At 37.8% G+C, this 21,823-nt stretch carries 14 protein-coding genes and 3 pseudogenes; 8 read left to right on the top strand and 9 right to left on the bottom strand.

Translation table 11 applies throughout. From position 1 onward, the window contains the following. Positions 1-100: 100 nt before the first annotated feature. The 9 genes and pseudogenes from V7O64_RS03835 to V7O64_RS03795 form a co-directional block, all read right to left on the bottom strand. Entirely contained in the window at positions 101-247 is a 147-nt protein-coding gene (locus V7O64_RS03835) for a hypothetical protein (protein WP_407356708.1), read from the bottom strand. 93 nt (positions 248-340) lie between these two features. Continuing rightward, positions 341-1,819, bottom strand: coding sequence for a (R)-citramalate synthase (locus V7O64_RS03830; protein WP_407357253.1), 1,479 nt, complete (start codon positions 1,817-1,819; stop codon positions 341-343). 118 nt (positions 1,820-1,937) lie between these two features. Next, a complete protein-coding gene (locus tag V7O64_RS03825; protein ID WP_407356707.1) occupies positions 1,938-3,245 on the bottom strand; it encodes an ATP-binding protein in 1,308 nt (435 codons plus the stop codon). Between the two features lie 310 nt (positions 3,246-3,555). Continuing rightward, positions 3,556-4,602, bottom strand: a complete 1,047-nt coding sequence (locus V7O64_RS03820; RefSeq protein WP_407356706.1) for a M42 family metallopeptidase — start codon at positions 4,600-4,602, stop codon at positions 3,556-3,558. 113 nt (positions 4,603-4,715) lie between these two features. Then, a complete protein-coding gene (locus V7O64_RS03815; protein WP_407356705.1) occupies positions 4,716-5,180 on the bottom strand; it encodes a PEF-CTERM sorting domain-containing protein in 465 nt (154 codons plus the stop codon). 123 nt (positions 5,181-5,303) lie between these two features. Further along, positions 5,304-7,988, bottom strand: a complete 2,685-nt coding sequence (locus tag V7O64_RS03810; RefSeq protein WP_407356704.1) for a DUF1616 domain-containing protein — start codon at positions 7,986-7,988, stop codon at positions 5,304-5,306. An 86-nt stretch (positions 7,989-8,074) separates the two neighbouring features. Continuing rightward, entirely contained in the window at positions 8,075-8,593 is a 519-nt protein-coding gene (locus tag V7O64_RS03805; protein ID WP_407356703.1) for a UDP-N-acetylglucosamine 2-epimerase, read from the bottom strand. Positions 8,594-8,670: 77 nt separating this feature from the next. Next, positions 8,671-9,810: pseudogene (locus V7O64_RS03800) on the bottom strand (ISNCY family transposase); the annotation flags it as partial. 47 nt (positions 9,811-9,857) lie between these two features. Further along, positions 9,858-10,472 (bottom strand): UDP-N-acetyl glucosamine 2-epimerase, encoded by a 615-nt coding sequence (locus V7O64_RS03795; protein ID WP_407356702.1) that lies wholly within the window; start codon positions 10,470-10,472, stop codon positions 9,858-9,860. Between the two features lie 717 nt (positions 10,473-11,189). On the opposite strand from V7O64_RS03795, the pseudogene V7O64_RS03790 reads away from it, so the two are divergent. The 8 genes and pseudogenes from V7O64_RS03790 (at position 11,190) to V7O64_RS03755 (ending at position 21,803) form a co-directional block, all read left to right on the top strand. Continuing rightward, positions 11,190-12,187: pseudogene (locus V7O64_RS03790) on the top strand (ISH3 family transposase). 278 nt (positions 12,188-12,465) lie between these two features. Further along, on the top strand, positions 12,466-13,446 hold the full coding sequence (locus V7O64_RS03785; protein ID WP_407356701.1) for an NAD-dependent epimerase/dehydratase family protein: 981 nt from the start codon (positions 12,466-12,468) through the stop codon (positions 13,444-13,446). A 696-nt stretch (positions 13,447-14,142) separates the two neighbouring features. Beyond that, positions 14,143-15,083, top strand: a pseudogene (locus V7O64_RS03780) (IS5 family transposase). 375 nt (positions 15,084-15,458) lie between these two features. Next, positions 15,459-16,619, top strand: coding sequence for a glycosyltransferase family 4 protein (locus V7O64_RS03775; RefSeq protein WP_407356700.1), 1,161 nt, complete (start codon positions 15,459-15,461; stop codon positions 16,617-16,619). Next, positions 16,616-17,500: an archaeosortase/exosortase family protein gene (locus tag V7O64_RS03770; protein ID WP_407356699.1), complete on the top strand. Its 885-nt coding sequence runs from the start codon at positions 16,616-16,618 to the stop codon at positions 17,498-17,500. The genes V7O64_RS03775 and V7O64_RS03770 overlap by 4 nt, the downstream gene beginning before the upstream one ends. Before the next feature lie 34 nt (positions 17,501-17,534). After that, on the top strand, positions 17,535-18,719 hold the full coding sequence (locus tag V7O64_RS03765; RefSeq protein ID WP_407356698.1) for a glycosyltransferase: 1,185 nt from the start codon (positions 17,535-17,537) through the stop codon (positions 18,717-18,719). An 81-nt stretch (positions 18,720-18,800) separates the two neighbouring features. Next, positions 18,801-20,477, top strand: coding sequence for a hypothetical protein (locus V7O64_RS03760; protein ID WP_407356697.1), 1,677 nt, complete (start codon positions 18,801-18,803; stop codon positions 20,475-20,477). Positions 20,478-20,726: 249 nt separating this feature from the next. Next, positions 20,727-21,803: a glycosyltransferase family 4 protein gene (locus tag V7O64_RS03755; protein WP_407356696.1), complete on the top strand. Its 1,077-nt coding sequence runs from the start codon at positions 20,727-20,729 to the stop codon at positions 21,801-21,803. Positions 21,804-21,823 lie beyond the last annotated feature (20 nt).

Here is a 21,823-nt window from a genome sequence, read left to right as displayed (position 1 = left end):
TCATTTCGATATGCGTGTAAATTGCCAGTATCTTTCTTATAGGTTTCTGCTTATAGGTTCTGATATTTTGCTTTCAGGAATACCCGATGGCCATCAGCGGTCAGCAGCATTTTCTGCAGGTGACCCTCTGGTCCCTGCCTGCTCTTTGAAGCCGGATAAAGCAGATCAGGCTCAGGTTCCTGTGCTCATTAAGGGATGGGGTCCGGCAGACATGATGGAATATCACAGGCATATTTATTACACTCATTACACTCTGCCTGCGTTCATCCCTGTGCCTCTGAATTCTTCCGCTGGTCCGCAATTTTTAATCAAGCCCGGGCAGCCGGATATGCTCTCCTTTTCATATGAGCCGGTTTATTCCGTTCAGGACTGCTTCCACAGATGCCATTACTATGTCTGTGCGCGATCCTCTTGAGGTTACCATCTTCCCGTCCTTTGAGAGTTTTACCAGTACCTCTACAAGGGCATCGGTTCCCCCGCTGATGGCATCAACATGGTATTCCTCAAGCTGCACATCAGCGATACCGGATATGGCTTTTTTGATGCTTGCAAACGCTGCATCCACAGGTCCGTCCCCGGTACCGGCTTCCACTACTTCCTTTCCATCCACTCTGAGTTTTACAGAAGCTGTGGGGGTGACCCTGTTTCCGGACACTACTGTGTATTCTTCAAGGATGACCTTTGCTTCTCTCTGGATGTTGAGCACGGTTTCTGTGATGGTCTGCAGGTCTGCATCGGTGACCTTCTTGCCATGGTCCCCGAGTTCCTTGACGCGGTTGAGTATCTCATGGAGATGTGTGTCATCAACTTCAAATCCCATTTCCTTGACAGCCAGCGTGACCGAGCTCTTGCCCGCATGCTTGCCCAGTACTATCTTCCTTTCCCTGCCAAGTACTTCCGGTCTTATGGGTTCGTATGTGCTGGTGTCTGCCAGCAGGCCGTGTACATGGATGCCTGCCTCGTGTGTGAATGCGTTGCCGCCGATGAGTGATTTGTTAGGTGCCACAGGTATTCCCGTGAGCCTGCTTACAAGTCTTGAGGTCTTGAAGATCTCTTTTGTATTGATGCCGGTCTTACATTTGTATAACCATTCTATGGTCATCACAACTTCTTCCAGGGCGGTGTTGCCTGACCTTTCACCAATGCCGTTGATGGTCACATGTGCCTGCTGTGCTCCTCCTCTTAAGGCTGCAATGGTGTTGGCTGTGCCAAGGCCGAAATCGTTGTGGCAGTGAATGCTTAAGGGCGCCTTTACGGCAGAGCACAGGTCTTTGAAGATAAGCTCTGTCCTTTCAGGGACAAGCAGTCCCACGGTATCGCAGAAGCATAAACGGTCCGCTCCTGCATCGATGCCGTCGTTGTATATGGACTTGAGGAAATCGAGGTCAGCTCTTGAAGCGTCCTCTCCGCTAAGCTCTACGATAAGGCCGTGCTCCTTTGCATATTCCGTTGTTTCCACGGCCATCTGCCTTACGGTCTCCCTGTCTTTCTTAAGCTTTACACTGATGTGAAGGTCAGAAACAGGAGCTACAAGGTGAATGGAATCCACGTCGCATGCCAGTGCAAAATCCACATCTGGCTTCATTATCCTGCAGTAACTGCATATCTCTGCATTCAGATCCTGGGCTACAACTGCTCTTATGGACTCGCGTTCTCCTTCTGAGGTGATGGCCGAACCTGCCTCGATAACGTCCACCCCAAGCTCATCAAGCCTGGTTGCAATGGTGACCTTATCACTGCTGGTAAGTGCTACACCTGGTGTCTGTTCGCCGTCCCTAAGGGTTGTGTCTAAAAACCGGACATTTTCGAATAATATAATCCCTCGCAATATTTTTCTTTTATAGTGCATGCTAGCGGGTAGCAGCCTACAGGGATACACTGAAGTGCTATATATGTATAACGATTAATTTATCACGATTCATCACTTAAAGTGCAGATCATCTGGTGAGCAACCATTTCCAGATGGGTCTTACAATGATTATTTTTCCATCCGCTTCTATTTCCTCTTCCATTTCATCGGTGAGTATGAGACCTTCTTTTATGTTGTGCGCTTCCATAGCGGCTACAAGACCTTCTATCTCTCTTTTTCTGGTATTTTCGTTGTCCATATCCCAGCAGACCTGTATTGCACGGGTTACTTTGTTCTTTTCGCAGATAATGAAATCAACTTCTTTCTGGGTTTCATTTTTCCAGTAATATATGTCTGAGTATTCTCTTCTAAGATGGATGAACACTACGTTTTCAACCAGCCTGCCATAATCTTGTGAGAATGAGAACGAAACCATATTTCTCAGGCCGGTGTCCAATGCATATACCTTTCTTGGATTGAGAACCTGTTCTTTTAGGGAGTATGAATACTTTTTTATGAAAAACAGCATGTAAGTGCTTTCAAGATATGAGGAATAACGTTCTACCGTGTCAAGGCTCATGCCGAAGATATTTTTGATCCTGTTGTACGAGTTTTGGGAGGATATGTTTGTCATGTAATATTTTGCAAGCTCTTCAAGTTTCTGAATGTCTTTTATGTTGTACCTGACCGTGACATCCTTTATCAGAATGTCCCTGTAATATGTATACAGCAGTTCTTTCTTGTTTCTTTCCTCTTCTTCAAGTGTGACCTTTGGGAACCCACCCATGGTTATGTACTCTTTTAGCTCCTTTTTTATTGTATGGCGCTGTGCCATCATCTCCAGGTCAGAGTTTATACTTATGCCCCTAAAGCCTAAGTGTTCTTTAAAAGACAGGGGATATACCTGTGTGTCCATGTGGCGGCCTGCAAGGACTGTTGAATACTCCGAGCTTAATAGTTTTGAACTCGAACCGGTGACAAATACATTAACCCGGCGGTTCTCATGCAGATATCGTGCGAATTTTTCCCAACCGTCTATGACCTGGACTTCGTCAAGGACCACATACTGCTCGCCGGAATTTGTTTGGATCTCGGTCAGATATAGTTCATATATCCGATTTAACAATTCAAGGTTCAGATCCCTGAAACGAGGATCTTCAAAGTTTATTATGAGGATATTCTCTTTTGCTATTCCGGCATCGATCTTATTTTTCAGATATTGAAGGATGATCGTAGATTTACCTGTCCTTCTTGCACCGGTAATTATCATTATCTCCTTTGCCCTGGATTTTCTTTCGATCTCTGTTAAGAGTTCACTCCTTAACGTGCCGGTAAACTGCTCTTTTGTCCAGAAATTCCAGTCTATGAGTAGTTCTAATATCTCTTTTTTCTCCATGATATTATTCATGGATGATCGGATTATATATAGTTTACTTTTGTATCGGTAAGTTTTGATTAATAGTTATCTTGTTTATCGGTAATTTTTGATTAATAGTTATCTTATTTATCGGTAATTTTTGCTTAGTCCTTACTGTTTTTATCAGTAATTCCGGATATAATGCATGAATACTACTTTCCTGTTTCTAATTGTGGTGGATATGCATTTTCTCTGGGCAGAGCTTATGGACTGCGCCGCCTTCGGCGGGACTGTTGCATTGTTTTTGAGATAAAAAAAGAAAGAATTGTAAGGGGAATCCATCCCCTGTTCAGAAGTAGTCGTTGACGCTGAGGACTGCTTTTGTGATGAGGTCCGAGCAGCTCTTAAGGTCTGCAAGGTCCAGGACTTCCACGGGTGAGTGTATGTATCTTGTTGCTACACTGAGGACTGTGGAGGGTATGCCTTCTCTTGTCAGGTGGATGGCTGTTGCATCGGTTGTGCCTCCGTCGCCTACGTCGGTCTGGTATGCTATATCGTTCTTTTCTGCAGTTGCGACAAGCCATCTGATGACCTGCGGTGCGGAGATTATGCCCCTTCCTGCTGCGTCTGCTATGGTTATGGCTCCTCCTTTGCCTATGCCAAGTACGGAATCCTTACTGTCGATGCCCGGGTGGTCACCGGGAATGGTGGTATCTATGGCTATGGCAAGGTCGGGGTTAAGGCCAAACGCTGAGGTGCGTGCACCCTTCAGGCCTACCTCTTCCTGTACTGTGCCTACGGCGTAGACGGTTGCCTTTATGTTCATCTCTTTAAGCTGTTTCATTGCATCGATGAGGATAGCACAGCCAGCCCTGTTGTCAAAGGCTTTCCCGGTTATCCTTCCGTTTGCAAGCTTTTTGACCTCACGGTCCATGGAAACGGGCGTGCCGATAATGATCCCCATCTTTGTGGCATCTTCCCTGTCCCTGGCACCTACATCGATGAACATGTCATCTGCCTTTGGAGGTTTTTTCCTGTCCTCGTCCTTCATCACATGGGGAGGTTTTGAACCGATTACGCCAGAGATGGGGCCGTTCTGTGTGTGAACGATGACCCTCTGGCTGTGCAGTGTGGGGTCGTACCATCCGCCTATCTTCACAAATCGCAGGAATCCCTTGTCATCAATATATTTTACCATGAGTCCTATCTCGTCCATATGTGCAGCCAGCATAATGGATGGCCCCTCTCCTTTCCTTACAGCAATGAGGTTTCCCATCCTGTCAACCCTCATCTCATCCACATATGGTCTGAGCTCGTCTTCCATAATGGCCCTGATGTTCCCTTCACTGCCGGATATGCCATGAGCATTCGATAATTTAGTGATCAACTCTTCCATGATATCATCTTCTTACGTAATTCAGGGAAGTATGAGGTTAAAAGAATATAAATGTTTGAGTCAGAGAATAAGATAGAAAAAGAAGAAAAAAAGATGTGAGTAAGTCTATGTACTTACTCTTCCTTGCGGCGCTGCATGAAGAATGCAAGACCGAGTATTGCAGCTATTGGAAGTGCAATGGTTGGGAACTCAGGGATTGCTGTCAAACTGACCTGGACAAGTGCTTGCAATGCACTACTATCTTCTCCATTTATGTTCTCAAATGTAATCACATAGTTTCCATTTGGAGCATTTACATTTGCAATCTTTACTTCAAAGGTTTGTACACCTTCCCAATCCCAGTCAACGGATGTTGTTGCAACACCATCTATTTCAACTACAAAATCATCTGCACCCATTATACTAAATGTATTTGGTAAATCTTCATCCGGCACAGCAGATATTGTCACCATAAATATTTGTTCTTCTCCGGTATCAATTGTAGCACTGGCAGGTGATGCACCTATGATGTGATCTGCAGACGCTACACTTACTAGACTGATTATTACCATCGCTAGTACTAAAAGTTTAATTTTCATTTTCGTACCACCTCTTAATTAGTTAAGATTCTTACTGTTGTTTCTCATGTTTGTTTTTTTTCTATATAAACATTTGCAGGAGTCTTTAAAAATGATACTCATGATAATGATGAGATATATGCTTTAGGATGTTGCTACATAAAAGCTCCATGTCTTTACAAAGGTATTCCCGGCCTGGTCTGTGACGCTCAGACGTACTTCCACTTCCCCGTCATCAAGGTTGCTTGTACTGTAATAAAGGGAACTGCTCGTTATGTCCGCGGCATTTGTCACATCCTCGCCATTCACGCGGAGTGTGATCCTGCTCCTTTCTATGCCTGCCCGGTCATCGGAGAAGGTGGCTCTTATGGAAGGGTTGTTGATATTGACCGTCTCGCCATTGTCAGGGCTGAATGTATTGACCTTCGGATCGATCCTGTCGATGATGAAAGTTTCCTCTTCATACAGGCTTTGGGAATCCACGGTCTTTGCGGTGGCTGTCACACGTGCAACACCATCGTTGATATCATCATCCACCGTGGCCATGTATATGTATTTGTTTCCGTCCAGTTTCTCATAGCTTACATCCAGCCTGTTACCACTGCGATCCCTTACCACAACAGATGGTTCGTCCCTGAGGGCGGTGGAGGCTGTCACTCTGATCTCAACATCTGTGGATGTCTTTTCCGGTGATATGTCTATCGTCAGCTCCTCCAGGGAAGTATCGGTGTAGATGGTGCCGAAGGTGTATGCCGTGTTATTGGCAAAGTCCTTTGCAGTTATCTCTACATTATAAGTATCCTGCAGTTTTATGGTGTATTTTGCAGTCCATTTTATGTTGTCCGTTGTTGTGAGCTTTACATATTCTGAACTGCCAAATGTCTGTGGGACGACCAGGCATTCCACTTCCATCAAAGGTTTGCTCGATGTCAGGGTGAGATATGTGATGTCACTGGTCGGGTTTGGAGTTATGTCCAGTTCCAGTTGTGCTGTTTTGCTGTCGATGGTCGTGCTGGTATCGGCTATCCTGTGCAGCATTTCCTCATTCAGGGCATTATCGACTGCCTTTGACCTGAAATAATAGGTCTGTCCCTCAATGCCTTCAAATTCTGCTGATGTTGTAGTGGTCTTGCTGATCCATCTCTTCCAGCTGACGCCATCGGTACTGTAGTCTATGTCATAGTAATAGATACCAGAACCTTCATCCGTACCATTCCAGGTGACAGTGAACTTGTTCTGGCCGACGTTTACCGGCAGGGGATCTACCCAGGATACAGGTGGTACTGCTTCTACGGTGTTGTCCTCACGCAGGTACGGTGACATGGCTGATAAGGGTATGAAGCTCACCTTGTCGATTGCAAGTTCAACAGCTACTGTGTCCATGTTACGGTTCTGGGCCAAGGCAAATACCAGAGTGTTCTTCCCTTCCTGCAATGTGACAGGCACCTGCAGGCGTTGCCATCCCTTGTCACCGTTGATACCATCTGACCATACTATCAGATCGTTGAGTGTGACCCTCTTGAACTGGGACTCATCCTTGCCGGAGGTGCCCTGTTTATAGCTGTCCTTAAGGTAGACGGACAGCACTACGTCCTCTTTCCTGTCGCTGTGGATCTCCTGCTCTATGTAGTGCAGTTCAAAGCCTGGCTGGCCGCGGTTGCCTTCAAAGGTGCTATTGATGACAAAGGCTCGGGATGAATAGACGCCTGTTCCGTTCACGTATGATCCGGTGACTGTGGTCTCATTGCCGGAGAGGAAGGTCCATCCGTCATCGGATTCCATATCCGCATTCTGCATTTGTATGAAATTTGTGTTTGAGGGTAAGGTATCGATAATTTCTTCGCTTAGATCCTGGGTCACCCAGATATGCACGGACCTGTATGCAAAATTTCCAACCTGGTCTTTGTAAAGTGCAAACTCGAGTTTCTGCCTTCCTAGTTTTAACCTTGTAGGAGTTATTATTAATTCTTGCTCCCATTTTTCTTTATGTCCTAGGTTAACTTTGATCTCTTCAAGTACCATGCCATCTAATTTTGCTTGTAGTATGTAGTTTATATGCGTGAGCTCATGATTCTCTATACCTACTATTATTTTTGCAGGGTCAGATTCTGAAATTGTATGTGGATATTCCTCTGCTTTTCCATTCGGCCCTAGAACATATAGTGTTGTGAATGAATCTTTTTCTCGAGTGATATTTTGGTTGATAATAAAACCGCTAACAAGGACAAGTGAACAGAGAAGCCCTATAAATAGAATTTTTTGCATATTTGGTCTATCATTTTGATTTATAATATTGTATATGTTTCTTTTTTTGATAGTCTTAACCTTTGTTTTTCTAACTATCATGAATTTTTTAGGCTTCTTCCCAATCGACTCATTTTCATCAACAGATTTTGTATCTGCAATTTTATTTTTTTCGGTGATAAATAGTGTGAACCTTTCCTCTTCATCTAGACTATTTCTTCTGATACTCGCTATAAAAATAAAAATGACTGTAAATATTAATAAGGATAATGCAATTGTGTATTGATTTAACATCCATTTTGTAAGACTTACTACAAGTCCAGTAAAGGTGACTATGATGATGCTAAAACCTATGCTTAGTGTGAAGCGTTCAATTCCTGAGATTTCATCCTTTTTAGGGAATATGGAAGCTATAAACGCATACCCTGGAATAAAAAACATTAGCAATGAACTATATACTATCCGAAGCGATGTTTCATTTAAAATTGGAACACAAATAAATATAACGGAAATAAATGTTAATAATAAGGTAAGGTTAAGATCAAGTGTATATTTGTTGTTTATATTAATTTTGTAATGAAACATGATTTTGTGAACCTTTTTCAACATTTATGTATACATGCAATGTCATAATTTATTCAATATTTCAAATTACAGTCTTAGTGAACTGATTATAATAAGTTTGAATTTACATACTCTTCTATAATATTGCAGATTTTAATACTAGAGTCCCCTTTTCCATATATGTTTTTCTTACCCTTATATCCTTCAAATGAATTGATTGCACTAACAATTTTATTGTAGTTCGTCCCAACAAGTAAGTTACTTCCAGCTTCTATCGTCTCAATCCACTCCGTGTTATCACGTAATGTCACGCACGGGATGTCTAAAATATAGGCCTCTTTTTGGATTCCACCGGAATCAGTAATTATTTTCTTTGAGTTTGACATTAGTTTTAGCATATCAAAATAGCCTAGTGGATCTATGAATTTGATATGATTTCCAATATTTTTGTACAACTTAGATGATTCTAATGATTTTTTAGTTCTGGGATGAAGGGGAAATATGAGATTGCACTTAGTTTCATTGAGTGCACTCATAATTGTTTTCAAATTATCAGGGTTATCGGTGTTGGAAGCTCTATGGACAGTTGCTACCATATAGTCTTTACCTTTTAAGGAGGCTGTCAAAAACTTTGGTGTTAAACTTTATTGGATATGTTCCCTTCCCAATATCCTCTTTTAACACTTAAATAATTCAATATCCCCTTCGGTGTTTTAAATATCCTTTTCAACGAATCAGGTAACGTTTGTCGATAATAATTCTCAATAGGGTTTGTTGTTTTTGAAATCATTTCATCCACCATAAACAGAGTCAACCTTTCGAAGTCTTTTATAATCTTATCTATTGATTTGTGAAGTAAATGTGGAATTTCTTCCATATTACTGATTATCTCTTGAAGTCTCTTGATTGCGATATTTAGGTCATATGTTCTAAACACTTCTTTGATCTTTGTAAATGCTAAACACAACCTGATCTTTTCCCTAGAGCCAATAAATTTTGATTTTAGTTTTTTGTACACATCTTTCCCAACAAGCTTGTACAAATGAAATATGCAAAGTTGATGCTTGATTTTTAGTGCATCCATAATCGATTTATATTTTCTTCGGTGGTCGGTTGAAATGGCATGAAGAGGCTTAGAAGCTACAGCATTTTTAATAAAACCCTTAACAGTATCATATTCAAGATTTGGCACAATTTTCTCTTCTACTGGTTTATTCAGTACAGAGTCTATCAAACTGAGCCTATAAAAGCGATTTCCATTCAGTTTTATGTATTGTTCATCATAACAATAGTATCCAGAATAATGATTATCATCGCTTGATATTGATATTCTGTTTGATCCTGCAATCCAGTTGTAAATGGTCTGATGAGAGGGAGAACAATCGTATAGCGATGTGAAGATCTTTTGCAGATGTCTGAATGAACAATAGCCAGCCTCATAGGTTTTTTCTATATAGTGTTCATAAGTTCGGGCATATTGATGTCCTTTTTTTACAATTGAATCAAGAGGTGTTGTGAATTTTTTAGAACAAATCTTACAATAGTATCTTCGAACATAAATAACCTGACTTCCAAATTCTGTTAATTTTAGCTTGCGTTTGTAATATTCTTGTTTGATTACTTTCCTGGAACCACAAACAGGACAGTAAGGATGAAGGAGATCAAAATGATTGTCTGCATGCAGAACAAGCTCCTTCTCATTGTGAATATTCCTATTTTCAGTTGAAGACAATTGGGATATGATAGCATCTTCAAAGCTTGTGATACCTGAAAAACAGTCGTTTAGTTTAAGTTGAATTGAGCTAATATGAGATTTGAAAGTGGATATGATATGGTTTGTCACAAAACCATATCTACTTTCATAATATATATTTATTGTTATTAATTAACTCAGGCTTTGCAACCCCAAAGTTTTTGACAGCCCCCTTTTAAGTTTAGACTATTAATGATATCAGATTTCTCACTTGCTAATTTTAAATTATTTGTCAAAGCTTCCACCATTAAATCGCCCACGTTATGTACATTATCTTTAATTCCTTCATTCGCAAGATTGTCAATTGCATTTTGTGAAGGACATAGTAATAATTGAGATAAATGGTCTGTCACAACTCGGTTCACCTCTTCTGGCATGCCTTTATCAAAAGAACGGAGGCCAGCTTCTACATGAGCAATAGTTTTTTTTAACTTAGAAGCTGCTATAGCTCCTGCAAACGTGGAGTTAGTATCCCCATATACCAGGACGATGTCTGGATCCTCTGAGACAAGAACTTTTTCAATTTCTATTATCATTTTACCTGTTTGGAGGCCATGGCTTCCAGAACCAATACCTAGGTTATAATCCGGTTCAGGTATTTTAAGTTCATCGAAAAACAAAGCGGACATTTCTTTGTTATAATGTTGGCCCGTATGGATTATTATTTCCTCGTGTTTTTTACGTAACTCTTTTGAGAGAGGAGCACATTTAATGAACTGTGGTCGAGCACCGACTATTGATATTACTTTCATAAATTTACTTCCTACTAAGCAGCTTAATGTCTAGTATACCGTTCAATTTCAACTGAGCGTCATTTTATTTTTTACCAACAGATTATGTCATTATATTCTTCTTTCCATAAGGGACTTCAGATATTTAAAAATATCATTTTATAAAAAAGACTTTTTTGAGGCCATCCAGTTAGGTCATAATTCCTCTATTCTAATAGGACGTGTTTCTTTTAACAATATTTGGCCAGGCTAATACTTTCAATTCCGTTCTGAATATTTGCAAACATTAGCAGATGATATGCAACAAACTGTGCTGTTGAATATAGTTCTCTGATTTCTTTTTGTATTTTCCTTACACTGAATGTAACAATACTTTTTGTATGTTCGTTTGATCTTTCTATAGACTGTCTTATCTTTTTCTTTTATTGAAGTTCCTCATCCTATATCGTTTGATTTCTCACGTACATTCCGATGTTTCTCTTCCTACCATTTTCATATAATAAATTCAGTACTTCTCTAAATTTGAGCTTATCAAACCTATGAAGGGGTCGATAGCTTTATATGCGGTCAAAATGCCGCCCTATGTCATTTTCACCATACAATTCACGAACCAGTTCTAAACTTGAATTAAGACCAAAACAGTGTATTGATACTGTTCTAAGACCTCTTACAGAGAATATCGATATCAAGATAAACGGTTCACTTAGCTCTAAAGATGTATTTTACACTGCCATATGTATGGCAGTAGATAAGAGTTCAGTTCATTCGGCATCAAAACACTATCAAGAGATTCCCTGTGAAACATCATTAAGATATCATCTCAGGAAACTAAGTCTTGAAGAACTTATCCAGGCAAATCATAGCATTCTTCTTCAAGGATATGCCAGCACTCTAAAACCAGAGAAAAAGTATGAGTTTGCTATCGATTTTACAAATGATCCATACTATGGAAAAGTTGATTCATTCAATCAAAACTACGTTATACGCAGTCAAGCTAAGAAATCAACAAACTCTTTTTATTCATATGTATCACTTTCTATCATAAACAAGAACGAGAGATATACTCTTGCAGTTCTTCCTGTTGAGAGGAATAAAACAAAGGTTGATTACCTCACTTATTTCATAGATCTTATCAAGGAACTGGATTTCAACATCAAGATACTTTGTCTGGATAGAGAGTTCTATTCAGTTGATGTGTTTGAGTTCTTGCAGAACAGTGAGATCCCCTACATCACACCAGTAGTAAGAAAGGGAAAACAGATCAAGCAATTGCTTGATGGCAGAAAAGCAAGGTCTGCTGAATATGTAATGAAGAATGCTCAAAAGAAAGAAGTTCATCTGGATATTGTAATTGATGTTAAGTATCTGAAAGGTAAAAGAGGCAAATACGGATGTGAGAACCTTGGTTTTGTTGTTTATGGAGTTAACTGGTCTCCAAGGAAGATCAGTAATGTCTATAGAAGACGATTTGCTATTGAATCATCTTACAGGATGAGAAATATCGTCAAACCAAGAACATCAACAAAAGATGTAACCTTCAGATACTTCTTCACGCTAATATCGTTCCTGCTTAGAAATGCATGGCTCTGTCTCCAGAAAAACATTTCACAATAGTAAAACCAGGCCCAATAACCATTGATGAGGACAAGTTCAGGTTTGCTAGATTTATTCTGTTTGTTGAAGAATGGCTTAGGAGAAATTTAAGAATTCAATTGGTAGTGCAGTGTTTAAGGTAATTCAATGATGGTAAGAACAAGAAGGAGGTAAAATTAGAGAACTACTGATCATGGTTATGTTTGCTTTATCCATCTTACACTTGTAGTGGGATTGTAATAACTGTGTTTATCATATGTGGAAACTTCTAAGAGAATATCTAATTAGAAATAGGGATTTTGGAGCTAATTAGATATCCTCTTTTATAGAGAAAAAACTTAAATATGCTCACTGAGTAAATGAATCAACAAAACACAAGCACACATACTACGATGTGTCTTCTGTGTTGGGTGAATAAAAAATGGTGGCAGAGGATAGTCTTTCTGATATTAGTATTCTGGTTACCGGCGGCGCCGGTTTCATCGGCAGCTATGTTGTTGATAGGCTTTTGAAAATGAACAACAAGGTAACAGTATTTGATAATATGAGCTCCGGTAGGATGGATTTCATATCCTGCCACCTCGACAATCCGGATTTCAGATTAATTGAAGGGGACCTTATGGACACCGATGCAACCTGCTCAGCCTGCAGGGATATCGACCTAGTCTTCCACATCGCCGCCAACCCCGATGTCCGCCTTGGCGCCACAGACACTAGGGTCCACTTCGACCATAACATTACAGCCACCTACAACCTCTTAGAAGCCATGCGCAAGAAAGATGTCAGAAATATCGCTTTCACCTCAACCTCTACCGTCTATGGTGAGGCCACCATCATCCCCACCCCCGAGAACTACGGCCCACTTGTACCGATATCATTATACGGTGCTTCTAAACTTGCCTGCGAGGCCCTGATCACATCCTACTCCCACACCTTCGACATGCACTCCTGGATCTTCCGCTTTGCCAACATCATCGGCGACCGAGGCACCCACGGCATAATAGTGGATTTCATTGAGAAACTCTGCAGGACTCCCCAAGCACTGGAAATCCTAGGCGATGGCTGCCAGTCCAAATCCTACCTCCACGTCCACGAGTGCGTTGATGCCATGATGTTCGCCGTTTCCATGAGTGATGAGGGTGTCAACATCTTCAATATCGGCTCAGAGGATGCCACCAATCCTACTAGGATTGCTGAGATTATTGTTGAGGAAATGGGTTTGTCTGATGTTAAGTTCAATTATACTGGCGGTTCTCGTGGCTGGAAGGGTGATGTCCCGAAGATGATGCTGGGCATCGATAAGTTAAAGGGGATGGGGTGGAAGAATAAGTGGGAGTCGGAGAGGAGTGTTAGGGAGACGGTGAAGTCTCTTCTCGGTAAAAAAGACACAAAGGAAATATAGTTATCTTCAACATCGTGTGGATAATATCAATTTCCCAATCATCAGATAGATTTCAGTATTCTTGTACTTCTCATTTTTTAGACCACAAGGTTTTTCAAACAGTTTCGATCATGTTGCTCAATACTTTTGCAACATTGTTGTTATCATCATTTTTCATTGCTTCAAGAATTCCCAGAGAATGGTTCTTTATCGCCTTTGCCACTGGGAAACACCATGTATGTAAGATTCAATGATTGCATTGTCGATAGTTTTTTCAGTTCTTGAACATCGCCCAAATACTTTTGTTGTAAGAGTATCCGCTTAATTACAGTTTTAAGAGTTCTAGATTTCCATGCCTTGTAGCTAGGGACCTAACATGATCACCATTCCTATAAGGCTTTTTCGAATAAGCCCTTTCATATTTTATTGAACCTGACTGCTTATCGCTTCATGTTCTATGACTTCGTTTAAGATTCAAAATATAGATGACTTAGAGGCCGTCTATTAGAACTTCAGCATAAAAGATTATCTCCTTTTCTCGTTAACCTCTGAACCTTTTTTTGGTGGGCAGTAGCTATAAATTGTACAAACTGACCTGGCCATGGCTAAAAAGTCTACGGAATGTAAAAGAGTCCTCTTTTAATACTCTAGAGGATTTCGATAAACCCAGTCAACATTTAACTAAAATATAAATATTATACAAATAAATTAAGTATTATGGATGATTTAACTTATTTTGCCCTTAATGAAGAATACAAACGTCTTCAATCCGTTGGAGATAAACTTGCAGAAATAGAATCACTTATCGATTGGAAACCATTTCGTCCAATCCTGGAATCAATGTACAAGAACAGAACAGGTTCAGGCGGTAGGCCTGTGATGTTGTTGTGATGTTTAAAATGCTTGTTCTACAACAGTGGCATGGTCTTTCTGATGCTGAACTTGAAAGACAGTGTATTGACAGGATATCCTTTAGGAAGTTCCTTGGGTTTCCAGAATATGTCCCAGACAGTACAACTGTCTGGTCATTTAGAAAGAGAATTAGCGATAATGGAAAAGAGAATGAAATATGGAATGAGATGCAGAGGCAGCTTAATGCCCTTGGATTGAAGATCAAACAGGGGATGATCCAGGATGCCACATTCATCCACTCCAACCCTGGACATGCTAAGGCTGATGAACCCCGTGGGAAGGATGCTAAAACAACAAGAAGCAAAGATGGAACATGGGCAAAAAAAGGTGGTAAATCTCATTTCGGTTACAAGCTCCATACAATAATTGATAAGGATTATGAACTGATCAGAAGATTTGAAACAACAACTGCATCGGTACATGATTCACAGGTGGATCTATCAGAAGTGGGTGAAGTAGTTTACCGTGACAAAGGATACTTTGGAGCGGCTGCAAAGGGTTTTGCAGCAACAATGCAACGAGCGGTAAGAGGACATTCATTAGAAATAGAGGATATTCTCAGAAATGAACGGATAAGTGTGCAACGAGTTCCATGTGAAAGAGTCTATGCAGTAGCAAAGGAAGTGTTCAAAGCAGGAAAAGTACTTGTCACAACTGTGGAAAGGGTGAATGTGAAGATGCTGATGACAGTTTTTTCCTTTAATATTCATCAATTGAGGACACTAAAAAGGAAGGGGACTATCTAGGATAGCGTAAGCTATCCTAAAATTAAGGTGAAAAGGAACAAAAACATAAAAATCTGGGATAAAATGGATGAGTTACAACTTGAATTTATCAGATGTTTAAAATAAACAGGGTTAATCTGACTCCTCTCTAGATAGGAAATTTCACTCTCTACTGAGTTTGTATCGTATCAGTTACTTGTACTTGCAGAACTGCAGAGTTATTTTACAAAGATAATTACATTTGGAAGGTTATTGAAGGTGGTATGTCTAACTAGAATGGGAGGGTTTTTGAGCTAATTAGATATGTTTTGATTCATATTAAATGTAGGCAATAACTTTTTAAACTATATGTTGTATTTATATTTAAACTATGTTTGGTAAAGAAGGGGGAAAAGCTTGAAAAACATTTGCATGATTGCATTTTCTCATCTGCCTATGGATGTGCGCATTAAAAGGGAAGCTGAAGCATTATCTGATAGTGGGTATAGTGTCGATATTATTTGTTTGAAAGGGAAAGATGAGCAATCTTTTCAGGATTATGATGGATTTAGTGTACATCGTATAGATTTGACCTATAATAAAATAGGTGCATTTTCTTATATAGGTAGCTATGGTCTATTTTCTATTAAATCAATGATTAAGTTAATTCAATTAAACAAAAAGCAAAAATATGATACTATTCACGTACATAATCCTCCCGATTTTCTTGTTTTGACAGCTTTTCCTTTCAAGTTGCTTAACAGAACACGTGTGATTTTAGATATTCATGATCCTTTCCCTGAAATATTTGCGAGCAGGTTTGAGAGAAAAATGGACAGTACATTTGTACATTTTTTGAAAAAAATACAATACATTTGTTGCATTGCTGCTGACAGAATAATCACTGTAAATGACACTATAAAAAATGATCTTTCTTCACGTGGTATATCCAATATTTTTGTTGTAATGAACTCTCCTGATGAAAAGTTGTTTGATTCTTCTAAACGGTATACTTCTAAAGCCGAATTCAACCTAGAAGGGAAATTCATAATTTTATATGAAGGAAGCATAATGAAAAGACGTGGCCTTCAAATTCTAGTAGAAGCTGTGGATTCATTGAAAGTAGAAATACCAAATATTTGTTGTTTAATTGCTGGGGATGGTGATTATTTTGATACCATTTTATCTATGATAAAAGACAAGAGCTTGGAAGATTATGTTATTATGCTAGGTCATAAGCCCGTTGAGTATATGCCAAAATATGTATCGATAGCAGATATCTGTGTTATTCCCTTTACAGACGCGCCAATAAATGATATAGGTACCCCAAACAAGCTATTTGAATATATGATTTATGATAAGCCTATAATTGTACCAAAGCTTAGGGCAATGTCTGATTTATTGTCTGAAGATGATTGTTTCTTTTTTGAGCCTGGGAACTATAAGGATCTTGCATCTCAAATAGTAAAGATTCGTAATTTAGTCGAATCATCGCAGTTTATTCCTATTTATAAGCCAGTATATGAAAAATGTAAGTGGGATTTAATGAAATTAAAGCTTCTTGAGTGTTATATATGAATGCAAAACGGATTTTATATAAGTATGGGTACATTTTGTGTATCACTTTTTTTGTTATCGGTTTAAGGTTGGCTTTAAGCTGGTCTTACAATAATCGTCTTTTTGGTGTAGTTCTTGTTTTAGCATCTGCAATGCTTGCGTATTTTATCTATATAAAGACATCTAATGTTCAAATAGAAAAAACTGATATAGATTTGTTTCAACTATTCATGGGTTTCTCTCTTATTATATTAGTTGTTATATATAATTTACTTGCTTCCGATAAAATAGGATCATTTGATATTGGAATGATGATTGCAGGATTAGCTATTATTTTGTTGAATACTAGATTTTCATCTTTTTTAAAACTGACTAAAAAGAATATTTCTTTTATATCTTTTTTCCTCTTTATTACTATGCTCCTCTATGGTTTCTTGTTTAGTGGGCTTCCCTTTTTATTAGGCGATAAAGCTAATAACTATTTATTTGGTTATATCACTCAACTTGTTGCCTACTTTTCTTCAGTGGTTTTAAATATGATTCAGCCGACATCATACAGTGGAAATACTGTTGATTTCAATGGTTTTAGGGTATACATAGGTGATGCGTGCTCAGGTGTTGAGTCTATCTCTATCTTTTTTTCGTCAGTTATTGCTTATCTTATATCTATCAGATCTAGAGAATACAAAAAGATGATAGTTTATTTATTGGTTGGTACTGTAATTCTGTCTTTACTGAATGTTTTACGTGTTGTGAGCATTGTTTTAGCTGGCTATTATATAGGAATGGATGCTTTTTACTTGATGCACCTTCACTTAGGCTGGATTTTCTTTGTTATAGGTTTTGCAATATTTTGGTATATTTTAATAAATAACTTCAAATCTGAGGAGAGTAGTTCTTAATTTTATATTTATAGTAGTTAGTGGCTGGGGTTATATGCGTGAAAAAACAGCTCAAAAGAACCTACTAGTAATTTGTCATGCATATAACACCTTTGTAAAGGATTGGGTGGATGAGATATCTGTCTATTTTGATAATGTATATGTTTTTGTAAGGCATAATACTTTCTTTGATATATTTAATATTCTCAAGAAAGACAGTTATGCTCATAAATCTCTTAACTATAAAGTATGCTCAAAGGATAAACCTTTGAATGTGAGTATTATAATAACGCCTATTTTTTATTTACCCATTAGTTTTTTTTTCAAGAGGGCGGGTGATAAGCATCTTAGCTCTGTTATTGAATGTATTGAACAGTCGAAAATTCGGTTTGACTTAGTTCATGGACACTTTATTTGGACTTCAGGTTATGTAGTAGCAAATTTAAAAAAGAAGTATAATGTTCCGGCCGTTGTGACAGCTCATGGGTTCGATATATATGATTTGCCTTTTAGGGATAGGAAATGGACTTATATTGTCTCGTCAATAATAAATCAAGTTGATCATATCATAACAGTAAGTCAGAAAAACTTACAGAAAATTGATTCTTTAAATATTAATACTCCTACATCAATAGTTCAAAACGGATACAGTCCTAGATTTTTTATGCCTATGGATGCAAATTATTGTAAAAATATATTAAGGCTTGATAAAAGTAAAAAAATCTTGCTTTCCGTAGGTAACCTCACTAAAGTGAAAGGACATAAGTATCTTATTGAAGCAATGTCCATTTTATTAGAAAAGAGAGATGATTTGATATTAATCATTATTGGAGGTGGTCCACTTATGAAGCACTATGAAAATTTCATTAAAGATATCGGGTTAGCTGATTCTATTATTTTAGTAGGGCCGAAACCTCACAATGAAATTCCTTGTTGGATGGGAGCGTGTGATTTGTTTGTTTTGCCAAGTTTAAATGAAGGAAATCCAACTGTGATGTTTGAAGCATTGGGGGCAGGGAAGCCTTTTGTAGGTACAAATGTTGGTGGTGTTCCTGATATCATCATCAATGAAAAATTAGGAATACTTGTAGAACCTGGTAATGCTTGTGATCTTGCGAATGCTATTATTAGGGGCTTAAATACCAAATGGGATTTGAGTTATATCGCAAATCACTCACAAAAATATACTTGGTCTAATAATATTTTAAGGACAATGGACATTTATGATACTCTACTATAGTAAACTGTTTTCTGTCGTTTTGGAAAAATACGCGGTTTGAGAAGGAATTTTTATATATGCATATGTAGTATTATAACTTACATGAAGTACGTTGAAAAACTAAAGATTCTTGAAAACGTCTTCGTTTCAAAGGATAGTACGCTCTTTGTATTTTTGTTGCTGATTGCTATTAATATTGTTATAAGATTGCCAATGACATATCATGCAGTTGGTGTTGACACTTTTTACATACAGACCTTATCTTCATCCATTTCGACTTTTGGGAGGGCGGAATGGTTGATTCATCCTGGTTCTTTTTTTGGCATATATCCGTACTCATATCCAAGTGTTCAACCATATTTATTATCAATCATCTCTCAGGCTTTAGGTATATCTATTGAAAAATCTATTTTTATATTTTCCTTGTTTCTTGGGCAAATAAGTCTTTTTTCTGCTTATTTGCTAGCAAAAGAATTTATTGATGAAGATGTATATTGCCTCATTGCAGCTTTTTTGTTTTCAATTTCCCCGAATTTGATAAGATTTACTTACTGGCAATCATCAACAAGAGGACTTTTTCTTGCGATGCTACCTTTTTTTATATTGTTGATTCTTCGTTTTGGAAATAAATTAAAGAGTCAGGACTTGTTACTTGTTATATTATCATTAGTGTTTTTGTTTGCAACTCATAGGACTTCGTGGTTTTTAGTTATTATAATTTCCGCATTCGTAATAAGTTTTTTAGTATATTATATAGGTTCTGTACTGAGTTATCTAGCTCCTCTTAATGCCCATACTTACAGGATGTTCATTGTTCTTTTTTTGTCATTCTCTATGTTTTTATTACAGTTCACAAAGCTGTCAATATTCGATATGAATACTTATTATAGTGTGGGTCTTTTTGTAAGTGGTACAGACTCTCTAAGCCAAAGTATTAATTTATTTATAGACTATTTTGGAAAAATTGGTATTTTGGTTATATTTTCGATGATAGGACTGATTGGAGTATCAAGCAAAAGAGACATTAACTTTAATGAAGTCTTTCTTATATTTAGTTTCATGATGTTGTTACCATTGATGGGATTAAAAAACTATTCTCCACTTATAATGGCCCCATTCCTACTGATTTTAGGTATACTTGGTATCCAAGTGGTTGTTAAAAATCTCTCAACCAGTTGTAAATGGGGGAATTCATTGACAGGAGTTTTGATTTTTCTATGTATCTTTTCATCCATATTCCTTACATTGTTTATGATCGGCCATTGGGGTATAAACGAAGATTCTATAAGTGATGAAATGATGGTTTCTACTAGTTTTCTTCAATCGAAATCAACTGGAACAATAGTAGCTAATAATGGATTTCTTGCAAATGTAATAACAGCTTATTCTGGTATACCTGCTCTTCCTTTGGGTGGTTCTTATGCGATTCCCTATCCACCCAATCAGATAGCTTATGGCTTTGTTAATTTAGATGAGATTAGTACAAGGCCTTTAAGTTTCTCTGAAATAAGTCCAAGCACAGATACTTTTTATACTTTAACGAGAGCGCCCAATGCTAAGTCTGAATGGGTTGAGATTATGGAAAACAGCTATTTGGATGACAGCTCCAAATATATGCTTGACAATTATAACGCTAACATCGTCATTGAGCAGAAGAATGATAAGATGTATTTTTACTGGTCTTGGAGGTATTCAAGTATGCTTGTCTCTTTGCATGATTCTGGCAACATGATATATTCGAGCGGTAATTTTAACTGTTTCAACTTGCCAAATAGTTGAATCAAATTGATTTTCGCAAGTTATTAGAGAAAGATGCCTTAATATGAAGAATGAAATATTTTTTTGATTATGAATTCTATCAGTAATTAAGATGGTTGAATTTTTAATAATGCACAAGTATCGCCTATAAATTAAGAGTAATAATAAAAACTATGTAACAAACATTAAATATAGTTCTTTGAATATGAATTAATAGCGTTTATTATAAATTCTAACATATTGGAGATCGATTAAAAAGGTGATACTATTTTGAAAGCAGTTATGATTACAACTTATTGGAAAAACAGTAATGGTGGCGGGGTGAAGTCTTACGTAACAAATCTTGTGAGTGCGCTTGATTGTAAGAATGATTTGTCTATTAATGTCATTTTTAGAGAAGGAGATGATGTGGAAAACTACCATGTAGTTGGAAATAAGCTTTTTTTTACCATAAAATCCCTTTTTATATTGTCAAAAATAAAGCCTAATGTAATTTATTCTCAGGGTACTTGGTATTGTCTATTAGCTGGGATATTCTACAAAGTTTCCCATTCTAATATAAAACTAATACATACATTTCATACAGAACCCTCTTCTAAGTTAGTATATTGGAAAAAATTGTTTTTTCAAAATATGCTAAATCAATGTGACTATACTACGTTTGTTTCCAAATCGTTAATGGAAAAAAATAAAGAAATGCTAGGATTAAAATTTTCAAACGCAGTAGTTACCCACGCAGGTGTACCCAAAGCAAAAGAATGCTTTCATTTTGAAAAAGAAGAATTTAAGAGAGAACATTGTATAAATAAGGAAACAATCGTTCTCTTATCTGTTGGTTTAACGGCACTTAAACACAAAGCAGATGGTGCAAAGTTGTTGATTAAAGCAATAAAAGAACTAAGGTCAGGATATAAGGATATACGCTTGATTTTAACAAGAGAAGGCTTATACTCAAATGACTTGAAGTATTTCGCAAGCATTGAGAATGTACTAGACAATGTAATATTTACTGGAACCATAGATAATCCATTGATTCCACTGCAATTATGTGACTTGTACGTGCATACTCCTTTGGGTGAAGGAGGAGTTTCAATAGCACTTTTAGAAGCAATGGCTTTTGGAAAACCGATTGTAGCAACTTCTGTAGGTGGAATACCAGAAGCAATTGACGATGGTGTAAATGGGTTACTGGTGCAACCAGACTATATTCAGATTGCAGAAAAAATAGAGTACTTGCTAAAAAATAAGGAGATTGCAAAAATGCTAGGCCATAACGCAAAATCAACTGCTGTAGATAAATTCTCTTGGGAATCCATTGCAAACAAGTTCATGCAAATGTCTCAATAAAAATGGTACTACTTGAATAT

This window comes from Methanolobus sp. WCC5, from assembly GCF_045690325.1.
Lineage (GTDB): Archaea > Halobacteriota > Methanosarcinia > Methanosarcinales > Methanosarcinaceae > Methanolobus.
The sequence above is the reverse complement of the archived record's forward strand: the minus strand, read 5'-3'. Positions and strand labels throughout refer to the sequence as shown.